The sequence below is a fragment of the Micromonospora carbonacea genome (genome assembly GCF_014205165.1).
Classification (GTDB): Bacteria; Actinomycetota; Actinomycetes; order Mycobacteriales; family Micromonosporaceae; genus Micromonospora; species Micromonospora carbonacea.
The window spans coordinates 1460858-1483456 of record NZ_JACHMZ010000001.1 but is presented as its reverse complement, the minus strand read 5'-3'; the positions used below and the strand labels follow the sequence as shown (position 1 = coordinate 1483456).

The window sequence follows — 22599 nt, the reverse complement described above, 5'->3', positions numbered from 1 at the left end:
CAACCGACTTTTGGAGGTGGCCATGCCTGATCCGACGATCGAACCGCCCGGCACGCCCATCGCACCGCTCGGCACGCCCATCGCACCGCTCGGCACGCCCGAGGAGTTCCACCGGATGCTGGTCGAGCTGGTGAGAGAGTTCGCGCCCCACCGGTTCGCGATCTGCGAGGAGCACGGCGACCGGGTCGACGGCGAGGTCGTCGCCTGGGGCATGGCGTTCGCCGAGGGTGCCCTGCTGCGCTGCGACGATCAGAGCACGACCGGGCACTTCACGAGTGCCGAGAGCGCGCTGCGGCTGTTCGCCCGCACCGGCCGTCGGCTGCGCCTGATCTGGATCGACGCCCGGCCACCCGCCACGGTCCCGTGAGCCACCCCGCTACGGAAGGAGGTGGGGGCGGATGTCGTCGGCGGCCTGGTCGCCGTAGGACTCCGCCAGGCGCTTGACGAACACGTCGGGGCGCACCTCGTATTCCTGGGTGCCGACCGTCTCCAGCACCAGCGTGGCCAGCAGGGAGCCGACCTGGGCGGCGCGCTCCAGGCCCAGCCCCCAGGAGAGGGCGGCGAAGAAGCCGGCCCGGAAGCCGTCGCCGACACCCGTCGGGTCGACCGCCTGGGCCTCGCGCGCGATCGGCACGTGGATGGTGTCGAAGTCCCGGCCCGCGATCTCCACCCCGTTGCTGCCCAGCGTGGTCACCCGGATCTTCACCCGGTCCAGCAGCTGCGCGTCGCTCAGGCCCGCCTTGCTCTGGAGCAGCGACTTCTCGTACTCGTTGGTCATGAGGTAGTCGGCGCCGTCGATGAGCCCCACCACGTCGGAGCCGTCCATGCGGGCGAGCTGCTGCGACGGGTCGGCGACGAAGGCGTACCCCCGGTCGCGGCACTCGGCGGAGTGCCGCAGCATCGCGTCGGGGTCGTTGGCGCCCACCAGGACGAGGTCGAGCCCGCCGAGCCGCTGCGCGACCGGGGCCAGCTCGATGTTGCGCGCCTCGCTCATCGCCCCCGCGTAGAAGGAGGCGATCTGGCACATGTCCGTGTCGGTGGTGCAGACGAAGCGGGCCGTGTGCGCCACCTCGCTGACGTGCACGGACTCGCAGTCGACGCCGTGGCGCTCCAGCCACGAGCGGTAGTCGGCGAAGTCCGCGCCGACCGCGCCGAGCAGGATCGGGCGCAGGCCGAGCTGGCCCATGCCGAAGGCGATGTTGGCGGCCACCCCGCCGCGACGCAGCACCAGGTCGTCCACCAGGAAGGACAGCGAGACCTTGTCGAGCTGGTCGGCGATGAGCTGGTCGGCGAACCGGCCGGGGAAGCTCATCAGGTGGTCGGTCGCGATCGAGCCGGTCACGGCGATCTTCATGTCAACCCTCGCGGTCGGGAGCACGGCGCGGGTCAGCCTACCGGTCCGCCCGGTGTCGTGGTCGGGGGTCGGACGGGCCGCGGTCACCTTCCGCTCACCTCACCGTCACCCTGCGCGGAGCCGGGACGGATCCGCGCCGGTCACGCCCGTGGCCGGGGGACACGGACGGTAGGGCCGCGCGGAAAAAACGGACGGCGGGGCCACCCCGTCCCGGGGTGGCCCCGCCGTTGCCGGACGAGCGGGACCCAGCCGGAGGCGGCCAGGCCGACCGGCTGAGGTCAGGCGGGACTCAGCTGAACGAGTCGCCGCAGGCGCAGGAGTTGCCCGCGTTGGGGTTGTCGATCGTGAAGCCCTGGGCGTCGATCCGGTCGGCGAAGTCGATCGTGGCGCCGGCCAGGTAGGGGGCGCTCATCCGGTCGACGACGACCTCGACGCCGTCGTAGTCGGTGACGACGTCACCGTCGAGCGAACGCTCGTCGAAGAAGAGCTGGTACCGCAGGCCGGAGCAGCCGCCCGGCTGCACCGCCACCCGGAGCCGCAGGTCGTCGCGGCCCTCCTGCTCGATCAGGGCCTTGACCTTCTGCGCCGCGACGTCGGTGAGGACGACGGAAGTAGGGGCCTTGGCCTCGGTCGACTCGGTCTGCGCTGGCGTGGTCACGTGGAAATCTCCCTGCGCGGTCTGGGTCTGGACGCACTGGCCAACGTCGTCCGTCGCCCAGTGATTCCCGATGTGTTCGCAGATCCGATGGTACGCCGCCCCCGCCGGGACCACCCGGTCGACGTGACGTGGGCCGCTCAGCGGCTCCACTGGCGGGCCAGCCGCGCGCCGAGTTGGCGCAGCCCCTCCGCCGGGCGGCTCAGCGCCGCGTCGAGCCCGCCCCGCTCCTCGCCGCCGAAGTGCTCCACCAGGCTGTACGCGTCGGTGACGCCCGCCGAGGCGGCCTCGCGCCGCCCGGTGCTCACCTGCCCCGCCAGCACCACGCAGGGCACGCCCCGGTCCCGGGCGGCCCCGGCCACCCCGGCCACGACCTTGCCGCGCAGCGACTGGTGGTCGAAGGAGCCCTCCCCGGTGATCACCAGGTCGGCGGCGTCGAGCGCGGCGGGCAGGCCGATGGCCTCGGTGACCAGGCCGATGCCGGAGGCGCACCGGCCGCCGAGGGCGAGGATCGCCGCGCCGAGGCCCCCGGCCGCTCCCCCGCCGGGCAGCGCGCCGAGGCCGGGCGGGCACCCCGGCAGGTCCTTTTCGAGTACGCCCGCGAAGCGCTCCAGCGCGGCGTCGAGCAGCAGCACGTCCTCGCGGGTCGCGCCCTTCTGCGGGCCGTAGACGTTGCTGGCCCCGTGCAGCCCGAGCAGGGGGTTGTCGACGTCGGTGGCGGCGACGAGGGTGGCCCCGCGCAGCCGGGGCGCGCCGTCGAGCCCGGCGACCGCCGCCAGCGCCGCCCCGCCGTACGGCAGGGCCCGGCCGGCCCCGTCGAGCGGGGTGACACCCAGCGCGGTCAGCAACCCGGCCCCGCCGTCGTTGGTGCCGGACCCGCCCAGCCCGACCACCACCGTGCGGGCCCCGTGCTCCACGGCGGCGGCGACCAGCGCACCCAGCCCGTACGAGGTGGTGGCCTTCGGGTCGCGCTCGGCGGCGGCGAGCAGGTGCAGCCCGCACGCCTGGGCGCTCTCCAGGTAGGCCGTGCCGTCGTCGGTGACCAGGATCTCACCGTCGGTGGGGCGACCGAGCGGGTCGACGGTCGGCACCGGCACCCGACGCCCGCCGAGGGCCTCCGCGAGCACGGCCACGAACCCGGGCCCGCCGTCGGCGAGGGGACGGATGAGCAGGTCGTCGCCGTCGGCCACCTCCCGCCAGCCCTCGGCCACGGCGGCGGCGACCTCCTGGGCGGGCAGCGTTCCGGCGAACTTGTCGGGGCAGAGCAGCACGCGCATGCCGAGCAGTGTGGCAGGCCACATCGGCGCTGGGCAGTGTGGCAGCACACACCGCCACGGGCTGCCTTGTCGCCCGGCTGTGGAACCATGAGTGGCGTGACTTCGACCTGGGTGGAACCCTCCAACACCGCGACGGCCCTGCTGCTGCTCGGCCGCGGCAGCGACCCCGCCACCGAGCGTGGCGTGGAGTGTCCGGGCGACCTGCCGGCGCCCAGCGACCCCGACCTGGTGGCGCGGGCCGCGGCGGCCAAGGCGAAGCTGGGTGACAAGGTCTTCGTGCTGGGCCACCACTACCAGCGCGACGAGGTGATCCAGTTCGCCGACGTGACCGGCGACTCGTTCAAGCTGGCCCGCGAGGCGGCGGCCCGGCCGGACGCGGAATACATCGTCTTCTGCGGCGTGCACTTCATGGCCGAGAGCGCCGACATCCTCACCTCCGAGCGGCAGCGGGTGGTCCTGCCCGACCTGGCCGCCGGCTGCTCGATGGCGGACATGGCCGTGCTGACCCAGGTGGAGTCCGCCTGGGACACGCTGACCGAGCTGGGCGTCGCGGCGCAGACGGTCCCGGTGACCTACATGAACTCGTCGGCGGACATCAAGGGCTTCGTCGGCCGCAACGGCGGCGTGGTGTGCACCTCGTCGAACGCGAAGCGGGCGCTGGACTGGGCGTTCGAGCAGGGGTCGAAGGTGCTGTTCCTGCCCGACCAGCACCTCGGCCGCAACACCGCAGTGCTGGAGCTGGGGCTGTCGCTGGACGACTGCGTGCTGTACGACCCGCACAAGCCGGGCGGCGGGCTGACCCCGGAGCAGCTGCGCGACGCGAAGATGATCCTGTGGCGCGGGCACTGCTCGGTGCACGGCCGGTTCACCCTCGACAGCGTCGAGGACGTGCGGGCGCGGGTGCCGGGGGTCAACGTGCTGGTGCACCCGGAGTGCCGGCACGAGGTGGTCACCGCCGCCGACCACGTGGGCTCGACGGAATACATCATCCGGGCCATCGAGGCGGCCCCGGCCGGCTCGGCGTGGGCGGTCGGCACCGAGCTGAACCTGGTGCGCCGGCTGGCGCTGGCCCACCCGGACAAGCAGATCATGTTCCTGGACAAGGCGGTCTGCTACTGCTCCACGATGAACCGGATCGACCTGCCGCACCTGGTGTGGGCCCTGGAGGAGCTGGTGGCGGGCCGGGTGGTCAACCAGATCACCGTGGACGCCGACACCGCGCACCACGCCCGGGTGGCGCTGGACCGGATGCTCGCCCTCCCCGGCGCGGACACCCCGCCCCCGGCGACCACCTGACCACCCTGCGTGACCGATCCGGCACCTTATGGTGCCGGAAGCGCCGATTCGTGCCCTCCGGCGCACGGTGACCGTCTCCATTTTCGTCACCGAGGGCTATGCTGCCGGGGCGACGACACACGCGCCCGTTTTCATCCGGCCGCATCACGGGTAACCCCCATATCGCCCGCATCACCATCAACTACGGCAGCACCGACGCGCTGGAGGTTGCGTTGACCGACGACGTCCTGGTCGTACACGGAGGCACTCCGCTCGAAGGGCGGATCCGCGTGCGCGGCGCGAAGAACCTGGTTTCCAAGGCGATGGTCGCCGCCCTGCTGGGCGACAGCCCCAGCCGGCTGTTCGACGTGCCGCGGATCCGCGACGTCGAGGTCGTGCGGGGGCTGCTCGGCCTGCACGGCGTCAAGGTCACCGACGGCGCCGAGGACGGTGAGCTGGTCTTCGACCCGGCCAACGTCGAGAGCGCCAGCACCGACCAGATCAACGTGCACGCCGGCTCCAGTCGCATCCCGATCCTGTTCTGCGGGCCGCTGCTGCACCGGCTCGGCCACGCGTTCATCCCCGACCTGGGTGGCTGCCACATCGGGCCGCGCCCGATCGACTTCCACCTCCAGGCGCTGCGCGAGTTCGGCGCCACGGTCGACAAGACCCCGGAGGGCCTGCACCTGTCGGCCCCCAACGGGCTGCACGGCACCAAGTTCGCGCTGCCGTACCCGAGCGTGGGCGCGACCGAGCAGGTGCTGCTCACCGCCGTGATGGCCGAGGGCGTCACCGAGCTGCGCAACGCCGCCGTCGAGCCGGAGATCATCGACCTGATCTGCATCCTGCAGAAGATGGGCGCGATCATCAAGGTGCACACCGACCGGGTGATCGAGATCCAGGGCGTGCCGAAGCTGCACGGCTACACCCACCGGCCGATCCCGGACCGGATCGAGGCGGCGAGCTGGGCGGCGGCGGCGCTGGCCACCCGCGGCCACGTCGAGGTCCTCGGCGCGCAGCAGGCCGACATGATGACGTTCCTCAACATCTTCCGCTCCGTCGGCGGCGAGTACGAGGTGACCGACGCCCGGCCGCCGAAGCTGGGCGACCCGGGCCAGGAGGGCGGCATCCGGTTCTGGCACCCGGGCGGCGAGCTCAACGCCGTGGCGCTGGAGACCGACGTGCACCCGGGCTTCATGACCGACTGGCAGCAGCCCCTCGTCGTGGCGCTGACCCAGGCCCGGGGCCTGTCGATCGTCCACGAGACGGTCTACGAGCAGCGGCTCGGCTACACCGAGGCGCTCAACACGATGGGCGCGAACATCCAGGTCTACCGCGACTGCCTCGGCGGCACCCCGTGCCGGTTCGGCCGGCGCAACTTCAAGCACTCCGCCGTGATCGCCGGCCCGAGCAAGCTGCACGCCGCCGACCTGGTCATCCCGGACCTGCGCGCCGGGTTCAGCCACCTGATCGCCGCGCTCGCCGCCGAGGGCACCTCCCGGGTGTACGGCGTCGACCTGATCAACCGCGGCTACGAGGACTTCGAGGCGAAGCTGGCCGACCTGGGCGCCCACACCGAGCGCCCGTAGCCTCACCCGCAGTAATCCTGCTCACGTCCGCCCGCGCCCGGTGCACCGCGATGTGCACCGGGCGCGGGCGTTTGGCTACCCTTTCCGCGTGCCGTCGCTGTTTCGCCGCAAGTCAACCGACCTCGTCGAGGATTCCGTCACCCCGGTGACGACCGACGAGGAGACCGCGCGCGCCCGCCGGGGCTACACCCCGGCCAAGGGCCGCGAGACGCCGAAGCGGCCGGTGGCCGGGCGTCGGCCCGCCGGCCCGACCAAGCCGCTGAGCAAGGAGGAGGCCCGGGAGCGGCGGCGGCAGTTGCGCGCCGAGTCCGCCTCCGAGTTCCGCCGCGAGGGCGGCCCCCGCGACCGGGGCCCGGAGCGGCTGCTGGCCCGCAACGTGGTCGACTCCCGGCGCACGGTGGGCACCTGGTTCTTCGGCGGGGCGCTGATCGTGCTGCTCGGCTCCAACCAGGCGATGCCGCCGATCGTCCGGCTGCTGTCCAACATCCTGTGGGGCGCGCTCGCCCTCGGCGTGGTGATCGACTCGGTCCTGATCAGCCGCAAGATCAAGAAGCTGGTGCGGGAGCGCTTCCCCAAGTCCGACCAGCGCCTCGGCTCCCTCTACCTGTACGCGATCATGCGGTCGATCACCTTCCGCCGGATGCGCGCCCCGGAGCCCCGCGTCAACATCGGCGATCCGGTCTGACGCGTCCCCCTCGTTAAGAAGGGGCCCCTGCTATACCGGAAGCGTTAACAAGGGGCCCCTCCTTACCCGCGTACAGGCGGGCGACGACGTCCTCGATGTCCGGCTCGACGATCGACACGTCCCGCAGGGCGGCCCGCCCGGCCAGGGCGGCCACCACGTCGGCGACGCCCGCCGACTCCAACGCGAAGACCAGCCGGTGCCCGTCGGCCTCCACCCGCAGCAGCGGGGCGCCCGGCAGCTCCGGCGGCTGCGGCAGGGCGGTGTCCAGGTCGGCGACGACCAACCGGCGGGAGCCGTAGCGGTCGTGCAGGGCGGCGATCGAGCCGTCGTGCACCACCCGGCCGTGGTCGATCACCACGAGGCGCGGGCACAGCCGCTCGATGTCGGCCAGGTCGTGGGTGGTGAGCACGAGGGTGGTGTCGCCGGAGCGGCCGAGCTCGGCCAGGAAGCCCCGCACGGCCTGCCGGCTCACCACGTCCAGCCCGATGGTCGGCTCGTCGAGGAAGAGCACCTCCGGGCCGTGCAGCAGGGCGGCGGTCAGCTCGCCGCGCATCCGCTGGCCGAGGGAGAGCTGCCGCACCGGGATGTCGGCGAAGGCGTCCAGGTCGAGCAGGTCGCGGCAGCGGCGCAGCCGGGCGGCGTGCGCGGCGGCCGGCACCCGGTAGACGTGCCGCAGCAGGTCGAACGACTCCCGCAGCGGCAGGTCCCACCAGAGCTGGGACCGCTGGCCGAAGACCACCCCGACGCGCAGCGCCAGCCGGGTGCGCTCGGGCACCGGGCGCAGCCCGCACACGCGTACGTGCCCGGAGGTGGGGGTGAGCACGCCGGTCAGCATCTTCAGGGTGGTGGACTTGCCCGCGCCGTTCGGGCCGATGTAGCCGAGCAGCTCGCCGCGCTCCACGCGCAGGTCGACCCCGGCCACCGCCGCGACGGTGCGCTTCTCGCGGCGCAGCCGGCCGGCCTTGACCCGGACCGTGAACTCCTTGCGCAGGTCGCGCACGTCGATGACGTTCATGATCCCGTACTCCGGTAGTGGCGGACCCCGACGCGCCAGGCGGCGGCGGCGAGGGCGGCGGCGACCAGCGCGACGGCCGGCGAGACCCAGCCGACCCAGGCCGGCAGGCCGAGCGGGTCGGCCCGGCCGAGCAGCGCCAGCGCCGGCTGGTAACTGACGAAGGCGAACCCCATCCCGTACGCGAAGGCCGCGCGGAACCAGCCGTCGAAGATCGTGACGGGGTACGTCGTGAACTCCTTGCCGCCGTAGGTGACCGAGTTGGCCAGCTCCCCCGAGTCGGTCCAGTAGAACGACACGGTGGCGGTGGCCACGAAGAGCGACCCGAAGAAGACCACCCCGGCCAGCGGGGCGGCCACCGCCAGCGCCACCCGGCCCGGGGACCACTCGATGCCGGCGCGGGCGAGGGCCACCAGCAGCACGGCCAGGCCGAACACCGCCCGGGACACCTTGCGCAGCGGCAGGTCCATCAGCAGCAGCTGGGGCAGCGCGCCGAGCGGGCGCAGCAGCACCGCGTCGAACAGCCCGGTGCGCACGTACGCGGGCAGCCGCTCGACGTTGCCGACGAGCAGGTCGGCGGTGGCGAACGCGCACGCCGACAGGCCCACCATGACCAGCGTCTCGCGCAGCGTGAACCCGCCCAGCTCCCGGGTCACCCCGAAGATCACCAGGACGGTCACCACGTCGAAGACGGTGGCCCCGACGTTGCCGACCAGGTCCACCGCGAACGACGCCCGGTAGGCGGCCTGCGACCGGGCCTGCGCACCGAGCAGCGCCCCGTACGCCCGCAGCCGGTGGTCAGCCACCCTGCACCACCAGGCGGCGCTCGGCGCGGCGCTGCACCAGCCGGCACAGGGCGAGGATCGCCGCCGCCCAGCCGACCTGCACCCCGACCAGCGCGACCTGCACGCCCGTCGGATCCCGCTCGACCAGCACGTCGAGCGGGGTCTGTAGGAGGCTCGGGAACGGGGTGGCCAGCTGCAACGCCAGAAACAGCCCGTCGGGCAGGAACGGCAGCGGGAAGTAGAGCCCGGCGAGCACCCCCGAGCCGAGGGTCCACAGGATCTGCGGGCCGCGGACGTCCTGGAGCCAGTACGCGGTGGCGTTGACCAGGAACCGGCAGCCGAAGCAGAGCACCACCGCGACCGTCGCGGAGACCACGAACAGCGGCACGGTCGACCAGCGGGCCGGCAGGTGCACGTCGAAGAAGAGCGGGCCGACCAGGACCGGCGGCAGCAGCCGGGACACGCACGCCCAGCCCGCCCGGCCCAGGTCGGTGGCGAGGTAGCTGGTCACCGGGTGGACCGGGCGCAGCAGGTCGCTGGCCACGTCGCCGGTGCGGATCCGCTCGGCGAGCTCGGGCCGGCCCCACAGCAGGATCACCGCCAGCATGCCCTGCCCCGCCCAGACGAAGGTGGCGAACTGCGCCCGGTCGTACCCGGCCACGGTGCCCGCCGCGCCCGCCGCGCCGAGCAGGACGTAGCAGCGCAGGAAACCGAAGACGATGTTGGTGACGGCACCGGCAAGCGCGGCCTGGCGGTACGTGGCGTACCGGCGGAATCCGGATCGCACTATCGCACCGAATGTCCGAAACCATAGGATAACGTTTGACTCGGTGGGCGGTGCCACAGTGGCGGTGACAGAGCCCACGCCGTTACCCTCCTTCCGCAGCCACCCGCGCCGGACCGGGCGACTTTACCGGCAGGTGGGGTGCCCAGCTCGACAATTTCCAACGAGGTGACATCGCCGTGAGCGAGCGACGCGAGCCGGGCACCGGGGCTCGCCACGCGGGCGGCGACGGGACCTGCGGATGAGCGGCGACTTCATCGACCGCTGGCGCGATCCGGCCGAGCCGTCCTGGGTGTTCGAGCCGACCACCGAGTGGCAGCCGCAGTTCCCGGGGCAGCGCTACCCGGGCGACATCGGCCTGCGGCACCAGCCGCCCCCGCCCCGGGGCCGCGCCGCCGCCGTCGGCCGGGCCGAGGTGCAGCCGGTCAGCCCCGCCCCGGACGGGCACGACCCGTACCGCCGGCCCGGATCCGACGAGCACGAGCGGTACCGCCGCCCGACCACGGACCACGACCCGTACCGGCGTCCCGGCACCGAGCAGGACCCGTTCCGCCGGCCGGTGGAACGAGACGCACACCCACGGCCGACCGAGCGGGACGCCTTCCGTCGTCCGGTCACCGAGCCGGACGGCTACCGCCGGCCCGGCACCGAGCACGACCCGTACCGCCGGCCGGCGGACGACGGGCGACGCGCCGCCCCGGACGAGCGCGACCGCTACCGCCGACCCGCGCCCGAGGAACACGACCCCTACCGCCCGCGCCCCGCCGCCGACGACCACGCCCCGTACCGGCGTCCCGCGCCGGGCGACGCCACACCGCACCGCCGGCACGCACCCGACGACGCCGCACCGCACCGCCGGCACGCCGCAACCGACGAGCAGGCCCCGCACCGTCGCCGCGCCGCCGACGAGCACGCCCCGTACCGCCGGCCCCCCGCGCCGGACGAGTGGGGACCGGCGCGGCGCGGCTGGGAGGAGCGTGGGCCGGCCGAGGCGTACCCGCCGCGGCATCCCGCCCACGACCAGCCCGGCCGGCACGACCGGCGCTCCCCCGGCCGGACGCCGGACCGCGACGCGGCCGTCGGCCGGTACGACCAGCCACGCTACGACCAGCCACGGCCCGCCGACCCCGGCCGCCGGCCGGGGCCCGCCGAGGCGACCCCGGTCTCCCCCGCAGCCCGCAGCGATGCCGGATGGTTGCCCGAGCCGGACGAGCACCCGAACCGGCCCTACGGCGACCGGCCGGGGCCGGCCGCCGCCGGCTGGCCCGAACGCCGCCGGTCCACGCTGGACCGCGACGGCCGTGTCGGACCGGGCCCGGACGGGTGGCCGGGCCCCCCGGCGGCCGGCAGCGGTCAGGGCGCGGACCGGCTGGACCGCCAGCAGGGCCGGCCCGCCGACGGGCCGCGTCACCCCGCCGACCTGCCCGCACGCCCCACCGCCGACGCACCGCGCCACCCTGGCGACCGGGGCGGACCGGCGCAGTACCGGGACGCCCACCCCTACCGGGACGGGCGGGACGCCGCCGCGCACGCGGAGGAGCGCCGCGAGCCCGGTGTCCGGCCGGCCCCGCCGCGCGACGGTGCCCTGCCCTGGCCGCAGCCCGGCCAGCTCCGTCCGGACCTGGGCCGGAACCCCGCCCCCGCGAACCCGCACCAGGGCGACCCGCGCCGAGGCGAGTGGCCGGCCGCCGACGGCCGCGGCGACGAACGGCCGGTCACCGACCGGTACGGGCCCCGCCCGCCGGTCGATCGCGCCGGCTCGCCACCGAGGCAGGACAGCGCCCCCGGCCCCCGGTTCGGCCCCCCGCCGCACCGGCCCGTCGAGCCGCACCGCCCGCCGGCCGAACCACACCGCGCACCGGTGGAGCCACCCCGCCCCCCGGCCGAACCGCTGCGCCCGCCGACGGAGTCGCTGCGCCCGCCGGTGGAGCCCTGGCGTCCGGCGGCCGGACCGGCGCGGTTCCCGGTCGAGCCGCACCCGCACCGCGCACCGGTCGAGCCGATCCGCCCGCCGGTCGAGCCGCGTCGCCCGGTCGAGCCGGCCGCCGACGCGCCGCCGGCCGCACGGCCTGGCACGCCTCTCACGCCCGTCAGCGGATCGCCCGCCACCGGCACACCCGTGAGCGACGCCCCCGCCAGCGGACCGCCGGGCAGGCCGATCTCGGTGCCGCCGGTGACCAGGCCGGCCCAGGAGCCGCCGGTGGCCAGGCCGGTCTCCACGCCGCCGACCGAGCTCACGCCGGCCGCGTCGGCGGCACCGGTCTCCGCGCCGCCCGTGCCGACGCGCATCGTGCCGACGCCACCCGCGCCGTCGGCACCGGTCCCCGTGCCACCCGCCGAGCCCGTCCCCCCGGCACGGCCGGTCCCCGCGCCACCCGCCGAGCCCGTCCCCGCGCCGCCCGCCGCCCGGCTGCGGCTGGAGTTCCTGCCCGCCCCCGCGCCGGCCGAGCCCCGGACCGTGCCCGGCGGTCCACCGGCCGCCGGGGGCGACACGGTACGCCCGGACGCCCCGGCCGCGACCGCCCCGGTCGCCGCTCCGCGGTCTGCCGAGCCATCGAGCCGCCCGCGACCGGAGCAGCCCGTGCCGCCGGTGCCGTCCGTCGCTCCGGAGTCGACGGATCCGACGCCCGAACCGCCGGCCGCCGCCCCCGGGCCGCAGGCCGCCCGGGGGCCGGACGAGCCGCCGGCTGCCGTGCCGGTGGACGCGCCCGTCCCGCCCGGCCCCGGGGGCTCCGCCACGCCCGGAGCCGCAGCCAGGCCCAGGGCAGCCGCCGAGCCCGCACCCGTGGTCGAACCCGACGCCACCGCCGAGCCCGCAGACGTCACCAGGCCCGAGGACTCCACGAGGCCCGGGGACTCCGCCACGCGCGGAGCCGCCTCCGCACCCGACGCCACCAGCGGGCCCGAAGGGGCCAGCAGGCCCGGGCGCGCCACCGAGCCCGAAGATGCCACCGAGCCCAAGCCCCAGCCCGGAGCCAGCGCCGGATCCGAGGCCACCGCCCCCTCCCGGGTCACCGCAGAGCCCGAGCGCACCGCAGAGCCCGAAGGCACCGCGGGGCCCGAGCGCACCGTGCAGCCCGGGCCCGCCGTCGAGGCCCGGGCCGCCGCAGAGCCCGAGGTCACCGGGCCCGAGGCCGCTGCCGGGTCCGCCGAGCCCGGCGTCACGACCGGCCCGGACGTGGCCGGCGAACCGGTCGTCGCCGCGGTCCCGGATGCCGCCCGCCCGCCGACCGTTCCCGCCGATCCGGCCGGGGACCCCGCGCCGGAGGGGACCACCGGTCGGGACGACACCACCGGCCGGGACGAGAGCGTGATCGCCTCGATCGTCGACGTGCCGGCCGGCCGGGCACGGGCGGCCGGGGCACCGGACGACGCCACCCCCGGCGGGGCCGACCGGCCTCGGGCGGTGGACGAACGGCCGTCCCCAGGGCCGGCAGGCGCGGCGACGTCGCCCCCGCCGGAGCAGTCCGACGCGTGGTTCCGCCCGAGCAGATCGGTGTCGCCGGTCCCCGAGCCGGCCGCTCCCGCCGCCGCTGCGGACCCGGTCCCCACTCCGGTCCCGGCGCAGGTCTCGCCCCCCGCCCCGGCACCGACCCCGGCTGCGGTGCCGGCCTCGTCGACCCGGGTTCCGGCTCCGGCCGACCCGGTCCCGGCGACGCCCGAGCCGCAGCCCACCGGCGGTCCGGCCGCCGCCGACGCGCGCCCGACGACGCCGCAGGCTCCGGGCCCGGCCGACCGGGGTGTCGACCCGCGCCCGGTGAGCGCCGCGCCCGCACCGCCGCCGGTGTCCACACCGCCCGTGTCCACACCGCCGGTATCCGCGCCGCCGGTATCCACCCGGCCCGTGTCCACCCCGCCGGTGTCCGCGCCGCCGATGTCCGCCCCGCCCGTGTCCGCCGCGTCGCCCGGCGCTCAGCCGGTGCCGGAGCAGCCGCGTCCCGTCTCGGCACCGCCCGCGTATCCCGGGTCCGGCGTACCTGCCCGGCCGGTGTCCGGCGTACCTGCACAGCCGGTGTCCGGTGTGCCCGCGCAGCCCGTGTCGCCGGCCGGGTCCGTCGTCGGGGCGGAGCCACGGCCCGGCCAGGAGCGGCGGGCCGCTCCGGCCGACCCGGAGCAGACGCTCGCGGCCCTGCGGTGGCGGCTGCACCCGGAGACCCTGCGCGAGGAGGCCGACGACCCGGAGCTGCTGCGCAGCGTACGGGAGGGGCTGACCGCCAAGCTCGACGTCGCCCTGGACAACCGGTCCCGGGCCCGGCTGCTGAGCCTGCGGGCGGTGGCGTCGCGCCTGCTCGGCGACCTGGGGGACGCGGCCGACGACGCCCGGCTGGCGCTGACGTACGCCGAGGCCACCGGCGAGTTGCGGCGGACCGCGCTGGCGCGGGCGCGCCTGGCCCACGTGCTGCGCTGGCGGGGCGAGTTCGCCGAGGCCGACCGGCTCTTCGCGGAGGCCAACTCGACGGAGCTGCCCGACCGGCTGCGCGCGGCCCTGCACGAGCACGCCGGCCGCTGCTGCTACGACCAGGGCCGGCTGATCGAGGCGTGCCAGCACTTCGAGCGGGCCCTCGACCTGCAACGGTCCGCCGATCCGGAGCTGCTCGCCCGCACCCGGATCGCGCTGGACGCGGTCGCCGAACGGGCCGGGCGGGACGGCTTCGGCCCCTATCCGCGCGGGCGGTCGGAGATCCTGCGGACGCCCCGGCCGCCGGTGCCGACGTACGACGAGGACCTGGACCGGTGGGGCTACGCCGACGCCGACGGCAACCTGGTGATCGGCACCGACTACGCCGAGGTGCAGCCGTTCCGGGAGGGCGTGGCCTGGGTACGCCGGCCGGAGGGCACCCGGTGGGCGCTGATCGACGACTCGGGCGGCACGCTGATCCAGGCCAACAACGGCTACCGGTCGGTCGGTTCGTTCTCCGACGGCCTCGCCTGGGTGTCGATGGACGGCACGGGCAACTGGATGGCGGTGGATCCGTCCAACATGGTGGTGATCCCGCCCGGTTTCGACGACGTGCGGCCGTTCCGGGGCGGGGTGGCGGCGGTCCGCGTCGGCGGGGGCTGGGGGGCGGTCGACCGCACCGGCACGGTGGTGGTGCCCACCCGCTACCACGGCTTCACCACGGCCCTGTTCGACGGCCGCTACGTCGACGGCTTCACCGACGAGGGGCTGGCCGTGGTGGAGTTGAACGGCCGGCGCGGGGTGGTGGACCGCACGGGCCGGGTGCTGGTGGCCCCGGCGCACCCGGCGCTGGTGGTGCACCCGGTGGCGTACCTGGTCGGCGACGGCCTCGGCCGCTGGGGCGCGCTGGACCGGCGGGGCGCGCCGCTGATCGACCCGGTGCATCCGAGCCGCGACCGGGTGGTCGAGCAGATCGACCACCTGCTCGCCGACGCCAGCCCGCTGGTCTGACCCGAGCCGCCCCGCGCCCTGCGGGCAGGTGACCATGACGCGGGCGGGCTAGGGTCGCACCATGGACTTCCGACACCTGGGCCGTTCGGGCCTGCTGGTCAGCGAGATCTCGTACGGCAACTGGATCACCCACGGGTCGCAGGTCGAGGAGGACGCGGCGACCGCCTGCGTCCGGGCCGCGCTGGAGACGGGCATCACCACGTTCGACACCGCCGACACGTACGCCGGCACGAAGGCCGAGGAGGTGCTCGGCCGGGCGCTGAAGGGCGAGCGCCGCGAGGGGCTGGAGATCTTCACGAAGGTCTTCTGGCCGACCGGTCCCGGTCGCAACGACCGGGGCCTGTCCCGCAAGCACATCATGGAGTCGATCAACGGCTCGCTGCGCCGGTTGCAGACCGACTACGTGGACCTCTACCAGGCCCACCGGTACGACCACAGCACTCCGCTGGAGGAGACGATGGAGGCGTTCGCCGACGTCGTGCACTCCGGCAAGGCCCACTACATCGGCGTCTCGGAGTGGACGGCGGACCAGATCCGGGCCGGCCACCGGCTCGCCCGGGAGCTGCGCATCCCGCTGGTGTCCAGCCAGCCGCAATATTCGATGCTGTGGCGGGTCATCGAGGCCGAGGTGGTGCCGACCAGCGAGGAGCTGGGCATCGGGCAGATCGTCTGGTCGCCGATCGCGCAGGGCGTGCTGTCGGGCAAGTACCTCCCGGGCCAGCCGCCGCCCGCCGGTTCCCGGGCCACCGACGAGAAGTCGGGGGCGAACTTCATCGCCCGGTTGCTCACCGACGAGGTGCTGACCCGGGTGCAGCAGCTCAAGCCGTTGGCCGAGCAGGCCGGGCTGAGCATGCCGCAGCTCGCCATCGCCTGGGTGTTGCAGAACCCGAACGTCTCCTCGGCGATCGTCGGGGCGTCCCGTCCCGAGCAGGTGCACGACAACGTGAAGGCGGCCGGGGTGAAGCTCGACGCCGACCTGCTCAAGGCGATCGACGCCGTCGTCGACCCGGTCGTCGAGCGGGACCCGGGCAAGACGCAGTCCCCCGCGAAGCGGCCGTGAGGTGTCCCGGTCCGGCCGGCGCGGCGCGCCGGCCGGACCGGGCCCGCCACCGCCGTGCGGTGCGGGTCAGCCCTGCCAGAAGCGGATCAGGTCGAGGCCGGCGGCGTAGAGCCACGGGGGCAGGCCGAGCAGGTTCGCCACGGCGAAGACCGCGTCGAAGAACCAGCCGCCGAGGCGCGGGTTCCACAGCAGCGCGAACAGCAGGATGAACCCGAACGGGGCGAACAGGTCGTACATCCGTCGCCACTGCGGGTTCAGCCACGGCTGGATCATGTTGCCGCCGTCGAGGCCGGGCACCGGCAGCAGGTTGAGCACGCTGGCGGTGAGCTGGAGGAACGCCAGCAGCGCCAGGCCCGCCCAGAACTCCACCGACCCGCCGCCGCCGAAGCCGACCCGCAGCACCGCCACCAGCACCAGGGTGAACAGCACGTTGGTGGCCGGGCCGGCGAGGCTGACCAGGGTGTGCCGCAGCCGCCCCGGGATGGCGTGCCGGTCCACCCACACCGCGCCACCGGGCAGGCCGATGCCGCCGAGCAGCACCACCACCACGGGCAGCACGATCGACAGCAGCGGGTGGGTGTACTTGAACGGGTTGAGCGTCAGGTAGCCCCGGTGGGCGATGTCGCGGTCCCCGGCCCGGTAGGCGACCACCGCGTGCGCGTATTCGTGCAGGCACAGCGAGACGAGCCAGCCCGAGACGACGAAGAGGAACACGTCGAACCGGACGTTGCCGAACCGGTTCCAGGCCATGACGCCGCTGGCCGCGAAGAGCGCGACCAACGCCAGGAACACCGGGCTGGGCCGGAAGGCCGCCCGGGGCACCCCGAGCACCAGGGGCTCGCCGCCGCCCGGGCGGCCCGGTGTCATCACTCGGCCGGGGGCTGGAGGCTCATCCGGTAGTCCACCCGGTCGTCCTCGACGAGCGTGACCGTCGTGACGCCGGATGCCGCGAGCTCCCGCCAGGTCTGGCCGATCCAGGACTCGGCGTCCGCCTGGCTCCCGAACGTCTCCGCCGGCCCCTCGGCCGCCGCGCCGTCCGCGCCCTCGTACCGCCAGCTCCACGCCATGCCGCGTCTCCCCTCGCCGCTGAAGTCCCCCTGGGACGAACCCCCGCAAGCGTAGTCGGCCCCGTGCCGGACGGCCCGCCGCTCCACCCGGCGCTCCACCCGGCGACCCCGCCGGCCGGGCCGCCGGCAGTGGCGGGGCCGCCCGGGGCCCCCGCCCCGTCCGCCCGAACCGTGGTCACCGGCGCGGGCCGACCGGCGGCGCGGGCCGCGGCGGCCTTAAGGTACGGGGCATGTCCGTTGACGGGTGGAACACGGTCCTGGTGCTCGGCGGGATCCGCTCCGGCAAGTCCGAGTTCGCGGAGTCCCTGGTCGCCGAGGCGCCCACGGTCCGCTACGTGGCGACCTCGGCTGCCGGTGACCCGACCGACGCCGAGTGGGCGGCCCGCCTGGAGGCGCATCGCGCCCGGCGGCCGGGGTCGTGGACCACCGAGGAGACCGCCGACGACCCGCGCCGGCTGGCCGACGTCGTCGCGTCGGCCGGGCCGAACGAGACGCTGCTCGTCGACGACCTCGGCGGCTGGGTGACCGTGCTGCTCGACCCGGCCCACCAGCCGGCGGACGACACGGCGACCATCGCCGAGCTGGCCGACGCGGTGCGGGCCTGCCCGGCGCGGTTGGTGCTGGTCAGTCCCGAGGTGGGGCTGTCGCTGGTGCCGACCACCCCGTTGGGGCGGGCGTTCGTCGACGCGCTCGGCGCGGCCAACCGGGCGGTGGCCGACGCCTGCGACGCGGTGGTGCTGGTGGTCGCCGGCCAGGCGTGCTGGCTCAAGGCCCCCGCCGCGCCGGGCGGCGAGGCCGGGGCGGTCCCCGCCCCACAGGCGGCGGTCCCGGCTCCGGCCGCGACGACGGCCGCCCAGGCGACGGCCGCGCAGGGGGCGGCCGCCCAGGCGACGGCTACGGCGGCGGCCGGCGGTGGGCACGACGACCGCGCGGCGCTGCCGCAGGTGCTGACCCCGACCGCGGCACCGGAGCCGGCCGGCGCGCCCTGGGCCGCGCCGACGATGGCGCTGCCGGTGGTCGCCACGGGCCTGGTCATCCAGCCCGGCATGGAGCTGCCGATGCCCGACGAGTACACCGGGCCGCAGGCCGTCGAGCGGCTGGCCACCCTGGACGTGCCCGGGGCCGGGCTGGGCGTGCTGGAGCGGGTGGTCGGCTTCGCCGCGGCCACCCAGGGCACGCCGACGCCGAAGCCCTGGGACAGCGTGCGGGTGCTGCTGCTGCACGGCGACCACGCCGGTGGGGCCGCCGCCGGCGCCCCGCCCGGGGAGTCGGCCCGGCGGGCGGCGCAGGCCCGCGCCGGGCAGGGCGTGCTGGCCCGGCTGGCCGCCGAGAACGGCGCGAGCCTCCAGGTCGTCGAGACGCCGGCGTCCGAGCCCATCGAGCGCCTGCCGGCCCTGGACCACGAGCAGGTCGAGCAGGCCCTGCGGTACGGCTGGCGGCTGGCCGAGGAGGCCGCCGAGGCGGGCGTACGGCTGCTGGTGCTGGCGGCGTGCGGAGCCGGCACGGACGCCGCCGCGGCGGCGGTGCTCGCGGCGACGGCCGGCGCGGAGCCACCGGCGGTGCTCGGCCGGGTGGTGACGGCGGGCGGCGAGATCGACGACGCGGCGTGGATGCGGCGCTGTGCGGCGGTCCGGGACGCGCTGCACCGCACCCGGCGCTCGCCCCGCGACGCCAAGGACGTGCTGGCCGAGCTGGGCGGCGGGGACATCGCGGTGGCGACCGGCGTGCTGCTCGGCGCGACCGCCCGCCGGCTGCCGGTGCTGCTGGACGGCCCGGTCGGCCTGGCGGCCGGCATGGTCAGCCGGGACCTGGCCGGGCAGGCCCGGCACTGGTGCCTGCTGGCCGACCACGGCGGCCACCCGGCGGTCCGGCTCGCCGCCGACGTGCTGGGCCTCGATCCCCTGCTGGACCTGCGGCTCGACCTCGGCGAGGGGGCGAACGCGTTGACCGCGCTGCCGCTGCTGCGCTCGGTGCTGTCGCTGGCCGCCGCGCTGCCCGCGCGGCCGGGCCCGGACGACGCCGCGACCGTGGCGGACGAGGCGGCTGCCGCAGGCACGGGCGACGACGGTGCGGGCGACGACGGTGCGGGCGACGACGGTGCGGGCGACGACGGCGACGGTACGGGCGGCGCCGACGACGACGACCGTGGCACGGACGGCGACGACGGCGGCGCGGAGTTCGTCGAGCCGGAGCCGGCCGGCCCGGGCCCGGCCACCACCGCGCCCACGGGCACCACCGCGTCCACGGGGACCACCGCGTCCGCCGGGGCCGCCGAGCCGGCCGGGCCGGAGCCGGATCCGGCCGGGCGGCGTGCCGACTGACCCCCACCCGGGCGGCGGGGGGCGCGTCGGCGACGGCCTGCGGCTGGCGCTGACCACGTTCACCGTCTGGCCGGTGCGCGCCGGCCGGGTCGACCGCGCCACGGCGGGCGTCGCGATGGCGTCCGCCCCGGCGGTCGGCGCCCTGCTCGGGGCGGCGCTGGCCGGGGTGCTGCTGCTCGTCGGGGCCGTCGCTGCGCCGCTGGTCGCCGCGGCGGTGACCCTCGGGGCGGGCGCGCTGCTCACCCGGGGGCTGCACCTGGACGGGCTCGCCGACACCGTCGACGCGCTGGGGTCGTACCGGCGGGGCACCGCCGCGCTGGAGATCATGAAGAAGCCGGACGTGGGGCCGTTCGGGGTGGCCGCGCTGGTGGTCGTACTCCTGACGCAGGCCGCGGTCCTCGCGGAGCTGGCGGCCCGGTCGTGGCCGGCGGCGCTCGCGGGCGTGGTGGCGGCGACGGCGGCCGGGCGGCTCGGGGTCACCCTGGCCTGCCGGCGCGGCGTGCCGGCGGCCCGGCCCGACGGGCTGGGCGCGCTGGTCGCGGGCACCGTCGGCCCGGTTGCGGCAGGGGTCGGCGTGGCCGCCGTCGCGGCCGTCGCGGTCGCCGCCGTGCCGGGCCGCCCGTGGCAGGGGCCGGTCGCCGTGCTCGCCGCGCTCGCCGTCGCGGTGCTGCTGCTGCGCCACCTGGTACGCCGCCTCGGCGGCATCACCGGCGACGTGCTCGGCGCGACCGTGGAGGTGGTGACCACGCTGGTCTACCTGGGGCTGGCGGCGACCCGCTGATCCGGACGCGCCGGGGCGGGTAGCGTTTCGGGCGACAGGCCGGCCCGGGGCAGACAGGGGACCACATGCTCATCACCGACGACTTCCTGCCCGTCCCGGTCCCCGAGTCGCTCACCGCCACCTACCTGGTGCCGATGGTGGGCCTGCCGAAGGTCGGTGTGAAGACGGCCGTGCGGGCGCTGGCCGGTCGGCTCGCCGAGCCGGTGCACGGGCTGGCGACGCAGATGCTGGACAGCCCGCTGATGAGCGTGGACACCCGGCCGGTCGCCGAGTTCCCGGCGCTGCCGCCGGACCTGCTGACCGCGTTCGGGGCGGGCCAGGCGCAGCTCGACCGGCTCGCCGCGGCCACCCACCTGGTGGTGGTGCAGGCGGAGTACCGGCCGGGCTGGCCGCCCGCGCACGAGTGGGCGGCGCGGGCGGTCGCCGCCGCCGTCGCCGAGAGCGCGGGCGGGGACGTGGTGGACGTCTTCGGCCTTCAGTTCCTCGACCCGGCCACGGCGCTGCGGTCGCTGCCGGACGAGCAGGGGCGGATCCGGCTGGTCGACTGGGTGCTGGTGCCCTACTCCTCCGACGCCGAGGGGCTGTGGTTCACCACGAAGGGGCTGCGCCGCTTCGGGCTGCTGGAGTTGCAGACCCAGGGGGTGCCCGACCACCTCACCCGGGCCTGGGGCGCGGTGCTCACCGGGGCCGCCCGCCGGCTGCTGCGGGCCTGGACCGACGGGCTGGCCGGCGACGAGGTGCCGGCGTTCGTGCAGCTCCCGGTGCTGGCCACGGTCACCGGGCACGACATCGCGGTCGCCTACGGCAACCCGGAGCAGCACGGGGCGACCGCGCCGGTGCTGCTGCGGCTGGAGCTGGACCCGGCCACCGACCCGGACGCCGACTCGTTCCTGAGCCTGCGCCCGCCGCCGGGGCACCCGGGCCCGGACGGGCGCTACTTCGCGGCGGCCTGCGCCACGCTGTTCGACGGCATCGCGCCGGACGTGCGCTACGCCCGACCCGGCGACGCCATGAGCCAGGCGATCGCCACCGCCCGGGCCGGCCTGGACGACGTGCGGGCCCGGTTCCTGGCGGGCCGGCTGCCGGCGGAGTCGCAGCTCGTGGTCAAGTACGGCCTGCCGGGCGACGAGGGCCCCGAGTACGTCTGGGCGGGCGTGACGTCGTGGGACGCCCCGGAGCGGATCGTCGGGGCGAGCGCCAGCGACGCCGGCACCGACCCGGCGGTGCGCATCGGCGCGCCCGTGGTGGTCGAGGCGGCGGACGTCGTCGACTGGGCCGTGCTGGGCGCGACGGGCGTCGTCGAGGGCGGCTGGACCCAGGCCGTCCTCGACGCGGGCGAGGCCCCGGCCTGACGGTCACCCCGCCGCCGGCCGGGCCCCGCCCGGCGCTCAGCGCACCGAGGGGGTCACGAACGGGGGGCGGGTGAGGGTCAGGGCGGCGCGGCGGCCCCGGATGTCGACGTCCACCCGGTCGCCGTCGGCGAGGCCGGCGGCCGTGTCGAGCAGGGCCAGGGCGATGCCCTGCTTGCGCGTCGGGCTGAAGGTGCCGCTGGTGACCGTGCCGACGCAGGCGTCGCCGACGTAGAGCTTCATGCCGGGGCGCGGGATCGCCCGGTCGACGGCGACCAGGCCGCGCAGCGCACGCGCGGGACCGGCGGCCCTCTCGGCGCGCAGCGCGTCGCGGCCCCAGAACGCCGGCTTGTCCCAGCCGACGGCCCAGCCGGAGCGGGCCTGCACGGGGGTGATCTCCGGCGACAGGTCCTGCCCGTGCAGCGGGTAGCCCATCTCGGTGCGCAGGGTGTCCCGCGCGGCCAGCCCGCAGGCCCGCAGCTCGTACGCCGCGCCGGCGGCGGTCAGCGCGTCCCAGACGGCGACGGCGTGCCCGGCCGGCACCACCAGCTCGTAGCCCAGCTCGCCGGTGTAGCCGGTGCGGCAGACGGTCAGCTCGGCGTCGGCGAGGGTGGCGGTGCGGAAGCTCATGTAGTCGTGGTCGGTGGGCAGGCCCAGCGCGGCGAGCAGCTCGGCCGAGCGCGGGCCCTGCACCGCCAGGACGGCGTGTCCGGCGTGCTCGTCGTCGACGACGACGTGCTCGGGCGCGGCGGCGCGCAGCCGGCGCACCACCTCGGCGGTGTTCGCGGCGTTCGGGACGAGGAAGACGTGGTCGTCGGCGTGCAGGTAGGCGATGATGTCGTCCACCACGCCGCCGGTGGCGTCGTCGCAGCACAGGGTGTACTGCGCCTGGCCGGGGCCGATCCGGCCGAGGTCGTTGCTGAGGCAGGCGTTGACGAAGCCGGCCGCGCCGGGGCCGGTGACCCGCGCCTTGCCCAGGTGCGACACGTCGAACACGCCGACCCCGGTGCGGACCGCCGCGTGCTCCCGGAGCACCCCGCCGCCGGCGTACTCCAGGGGCATCTCCCAGCCACCGAAGGGGGCGAACTTGGCGCCGAGGGCGGTGTGCCGCTCGTGCAGCGGGGAACGGCGCAGCCGGGTCGCGGCGGCGGCGGAGGTCGCGTCGGTCATGGGTGGCAACTTACCGGGGGCTGAA

18 protein-coding genes are annotated in these 22599 nt (G+C 76.2%); 9 read left to right on the top strand and 9 right to left on the bottom strand.

All coding sequences use genetic code 11. The annotated features are described in order from the left end of the window. The first annotated feature begins 22 nt into the window (after window positions 1-22). The gene (locus tag HDA31_RS06725; RefSeq protein ID WP_178065899.1) at window positions 23-367 is read left to right on the top strand and encodes a hypothetical protein; all 345 of its coding nucleotides are present in this window, start codon (window positions 23-25) and stop codon (window positions 365-367) included. A 9-nt stretch (window positions 368-376) separates the two neighbouring features. On the opposite strand, the gene HDA31_RS06720 is transcribed toward HDA31_RS06725, so the two are convergent. The 3 genes from HDA31_RS06720 to HDA31_RS06710 all read right to left on the bottom strand — a co-directional run bounded on the left by HDA31_RS06720 (window position 377) and on the right by HDA31_RS06710 (window position 3310). After that, entirely contained in the window at window positions 377-1354 is a 978-nt protein-coding gene (locus HDA31_RS06720) for a carbohydrate kinase family protein (protein ID WP_074474961.1), read from the bottom strand. Window positions 1355-1643: 289 nt separating this feature from the next. Beyond that, window positions 1644-2012: an iron-sulfur cluster insertion protein ErpA gene (erpA, locus tag HDA31_RS06715; RefSeq protein WP_013735179.1), complete on the bottom strand. Its 369-nt coding sequence runs from the start codon at window positions 2010-2012 to the stop codon at window positions 1644-1646. A gap of 137 nt (window positions 2013-2149) precedes the next feature. Then, complete coding sequence (locus HDA31_RS06710) at window positions 2150-3310, bottom strand: glycerate kinase family protein (protein WP_178065900.1); 1161 nt, start codon at window positions 3308-3310, stop codon at window positions 2150-2152. A gap of 72 nt (window positions 3311-3382) precedes the next feature. Between HDA31_RS06710 and nadA the strand changes: the two genes are divergently transcribed. The 3 genes from nadA to HDA31_RS06695 all read left to right on the top strand — a co-directional run bounded on the left by nadA (window position 3383) and on the right by HDA31_RS06695 (window position 6835). Continuing rightward, a complete protein-coding gene (gene nadA, locus HDA31_RS06705) occupies window positions 3383-4582 on the top strand; it encodes a quinolinate synthase NadA (protein WP_178065901.1) in 1200 nt (399 codons plus the stop codon). Between the two features lie 212 nt (window positions 4583-4794). Beyond that, window positions 4795-6150, top strand: coding sequence for a UDP-N-acetylglucosamine 1-carboxyvinyltransferase (gene murA / locus HDA31_RS06700; RefSeq protein WP_074474807.1), 1356 nt, complete (start codon window positions 4795-4797; stop codon window positions 6148-6150). 88 nt (window positions 6151-6238) lie between these two features. Further along, on the top strand, window positions 6239-6835 hold the full coding sequence (locus HDA31_RS06695) for a DUF3043 domain-containing protein (RefSeq protein WP_178065902.1): 597 nt from the start codon (window positions 6239-6241) through the stop codon (window positions 6833-6835). 13 nt (window positions 6836-6848) lie between these two features. Here the strand turns inward: HDA31_RS06695 and HDA31_RS06690 are convergent, their stop codons facing one another. From HDA31_RS06690 to HDA31_RS06680, 3 genes are read right to left on the bottom strand one after another with little or no spacing between them, the layout of a single operon-like run. Then, window positions 6849-7850, bottom strand: a complete 1002-nt coding sequence (locus tag HDA31_RS06690) for an ABC transporter ATP-binding protein (protein WP_178065903.1) — start codon at window positions 7848-7850, stop codon at window positions 6849-6851. Then, window positions 7847-8653: an ABC transporter permease gene (locus tag HDA31_RS06685; protein ID WP_178065904.1), complete on the bottom strand. Its 807-nt coding sequence runs from the start codon at window positions 8651-8653 to the stop codon at window positions 7847-7849. Before HDA31_RS06685 ends, HDA31_RS06690 begins: the two co-directional genes overlap by 4 nt. Beyond that, window positions 8646-9497, bottom strand: coding sequence for an ABC transporter permease (locus HDA31_RS06680; protein WP_178065905.1), 852 nt, complete (start codon window positions 9495-9497; stop codon window positions 8646-8648). Before HDA31_RS06680 ends, HDA31_RS06685 begins: the two co-directional genes overlap by 8 nt. 160 nt (window positions 9498-9657) lie before the next feature. Between HDA31_RS06680 and HDA31_RS32885 the strand changes: the two genes are divergently transcribed. Both HDA31_RS32885 and HDA31_RS06670 read left to right on the top strand, forming a co-directional pair. Continuing rightward, window positions 9658-14826: a WG repeat-containing protein gene (locus HDA31_RS32885; protein ID WP_281370199.1), complete on the top strand. Its 5169-nt coding sequence runs from the start codon at window positions 9658-9660 to the stop codon at window positions 14824-14826. 61 nt (window positions 14827-14887) lie between these two features. Next, a complete protein-coding gene (locus HDA31_RS06670) occupies window positions 14888-15886 on the top strand; it encodes an aldo/keto reductase family protein (RefSeq protein WP_074474802.1) in 999 nt (332 codons plus the stop codon). Between the two features lie 66 nt (window positions 15887-15952). Here the strand turns inward: HDA31_RS06670 and HDA31_RS06665 are convergent, their stop codons facing one another. Together HDA31_RS06665 and HDA31_RS06660 are read right to left on the bottom strand one after the other, a co-directional pair. Next, complete coding sequence (locus HDA31_RS06665) at window positions 15953-16753, bottom strand: site-2 protease family protein (RefSeq protein ID WP_074474801.1); 801 nt, start codon at window positions 16751-16753, stop codon at window positions 15953-15955. Next, window positions 16753-16953, bottom strand: coding sequence for a hypothetical protein (locus HDA31_RS06660; protein WP_074474959.1), 201 nt, complete (start codon window positions 16951-16953; stop codon window positions 16753-16755). Before HDA31_RS06660 ends, HDA31_RS06665 begins: the two co-directional genes overlap by 1 nt. A 230-nt stretch (window positions 16954-17183) precedes the next feature. On the opposite strand from HDA31_RS06660, the gene HDA31_RS06655 reads away from it, so the two are divergent. From HDA31_RS06655 to HDA31_RS06645, 3 genes are all read left to right on the top strand, one after another. Next, window positions 17184-19274 carry a bifunctional adenosylcobinamide kinase/adenosylcobinamide-phosphate guanylyltransferase gene (locus tag HDA31_RS06655; protein ID WP_178065906.1) on the top strand — a complete coding sequence of 697 codons (2091 nt, stop codon included), beginning with the start codon at window positions 17184-17186 and terminating at the stop codon, window positions 19272-19274. Further along, complete coding sequence (locus tag HDA31_RS06650) at window positions 19264-20055, top strand: adenosylcobinamide-GDP ribazoletransferase (protein ID WP_178065907.1); 792 nt, start codon at window positions 19264-19266, stop codon at window positions 20053-20055. The genes HDA31_RS06655 and HDA31_RS06650 overlap by 11 nt, the downstream gene beginning before the upstream one ends. A gap of 65 nt (window positions 20056-20120) precedes the next feature. Beyond that, window positions 20121-21407, top strand: a complete 1287-nt coding sequence (locus tag HDA31_RS06645; RefSeq protein WP_178065908.1) for a DUF2314 domain-containing protein — start codon at window positions 20121-20123, stop codon at window positions 21405-21407. A gap of 36 nt (window positions 21408-21443) precedes the next feature. On the opposite strand, the gene gcvT is transcribed toward HDA31_RS06645, so the two are convergent. Continuing rightward, window positions 21444-22574: a glycine cleavage system aminomethyltransferase GcvT gene (gene gcvT, locus HDA31_RS06640; protein WP_178065909.1), complete on the bottom strand. Its 1131-nt coding sequence runs from the start codon at window positions 22572-22574 to the stop codon at window positions 21444-21446. Window positions 22575-22599: the final 25 nt, after the last annotated feature.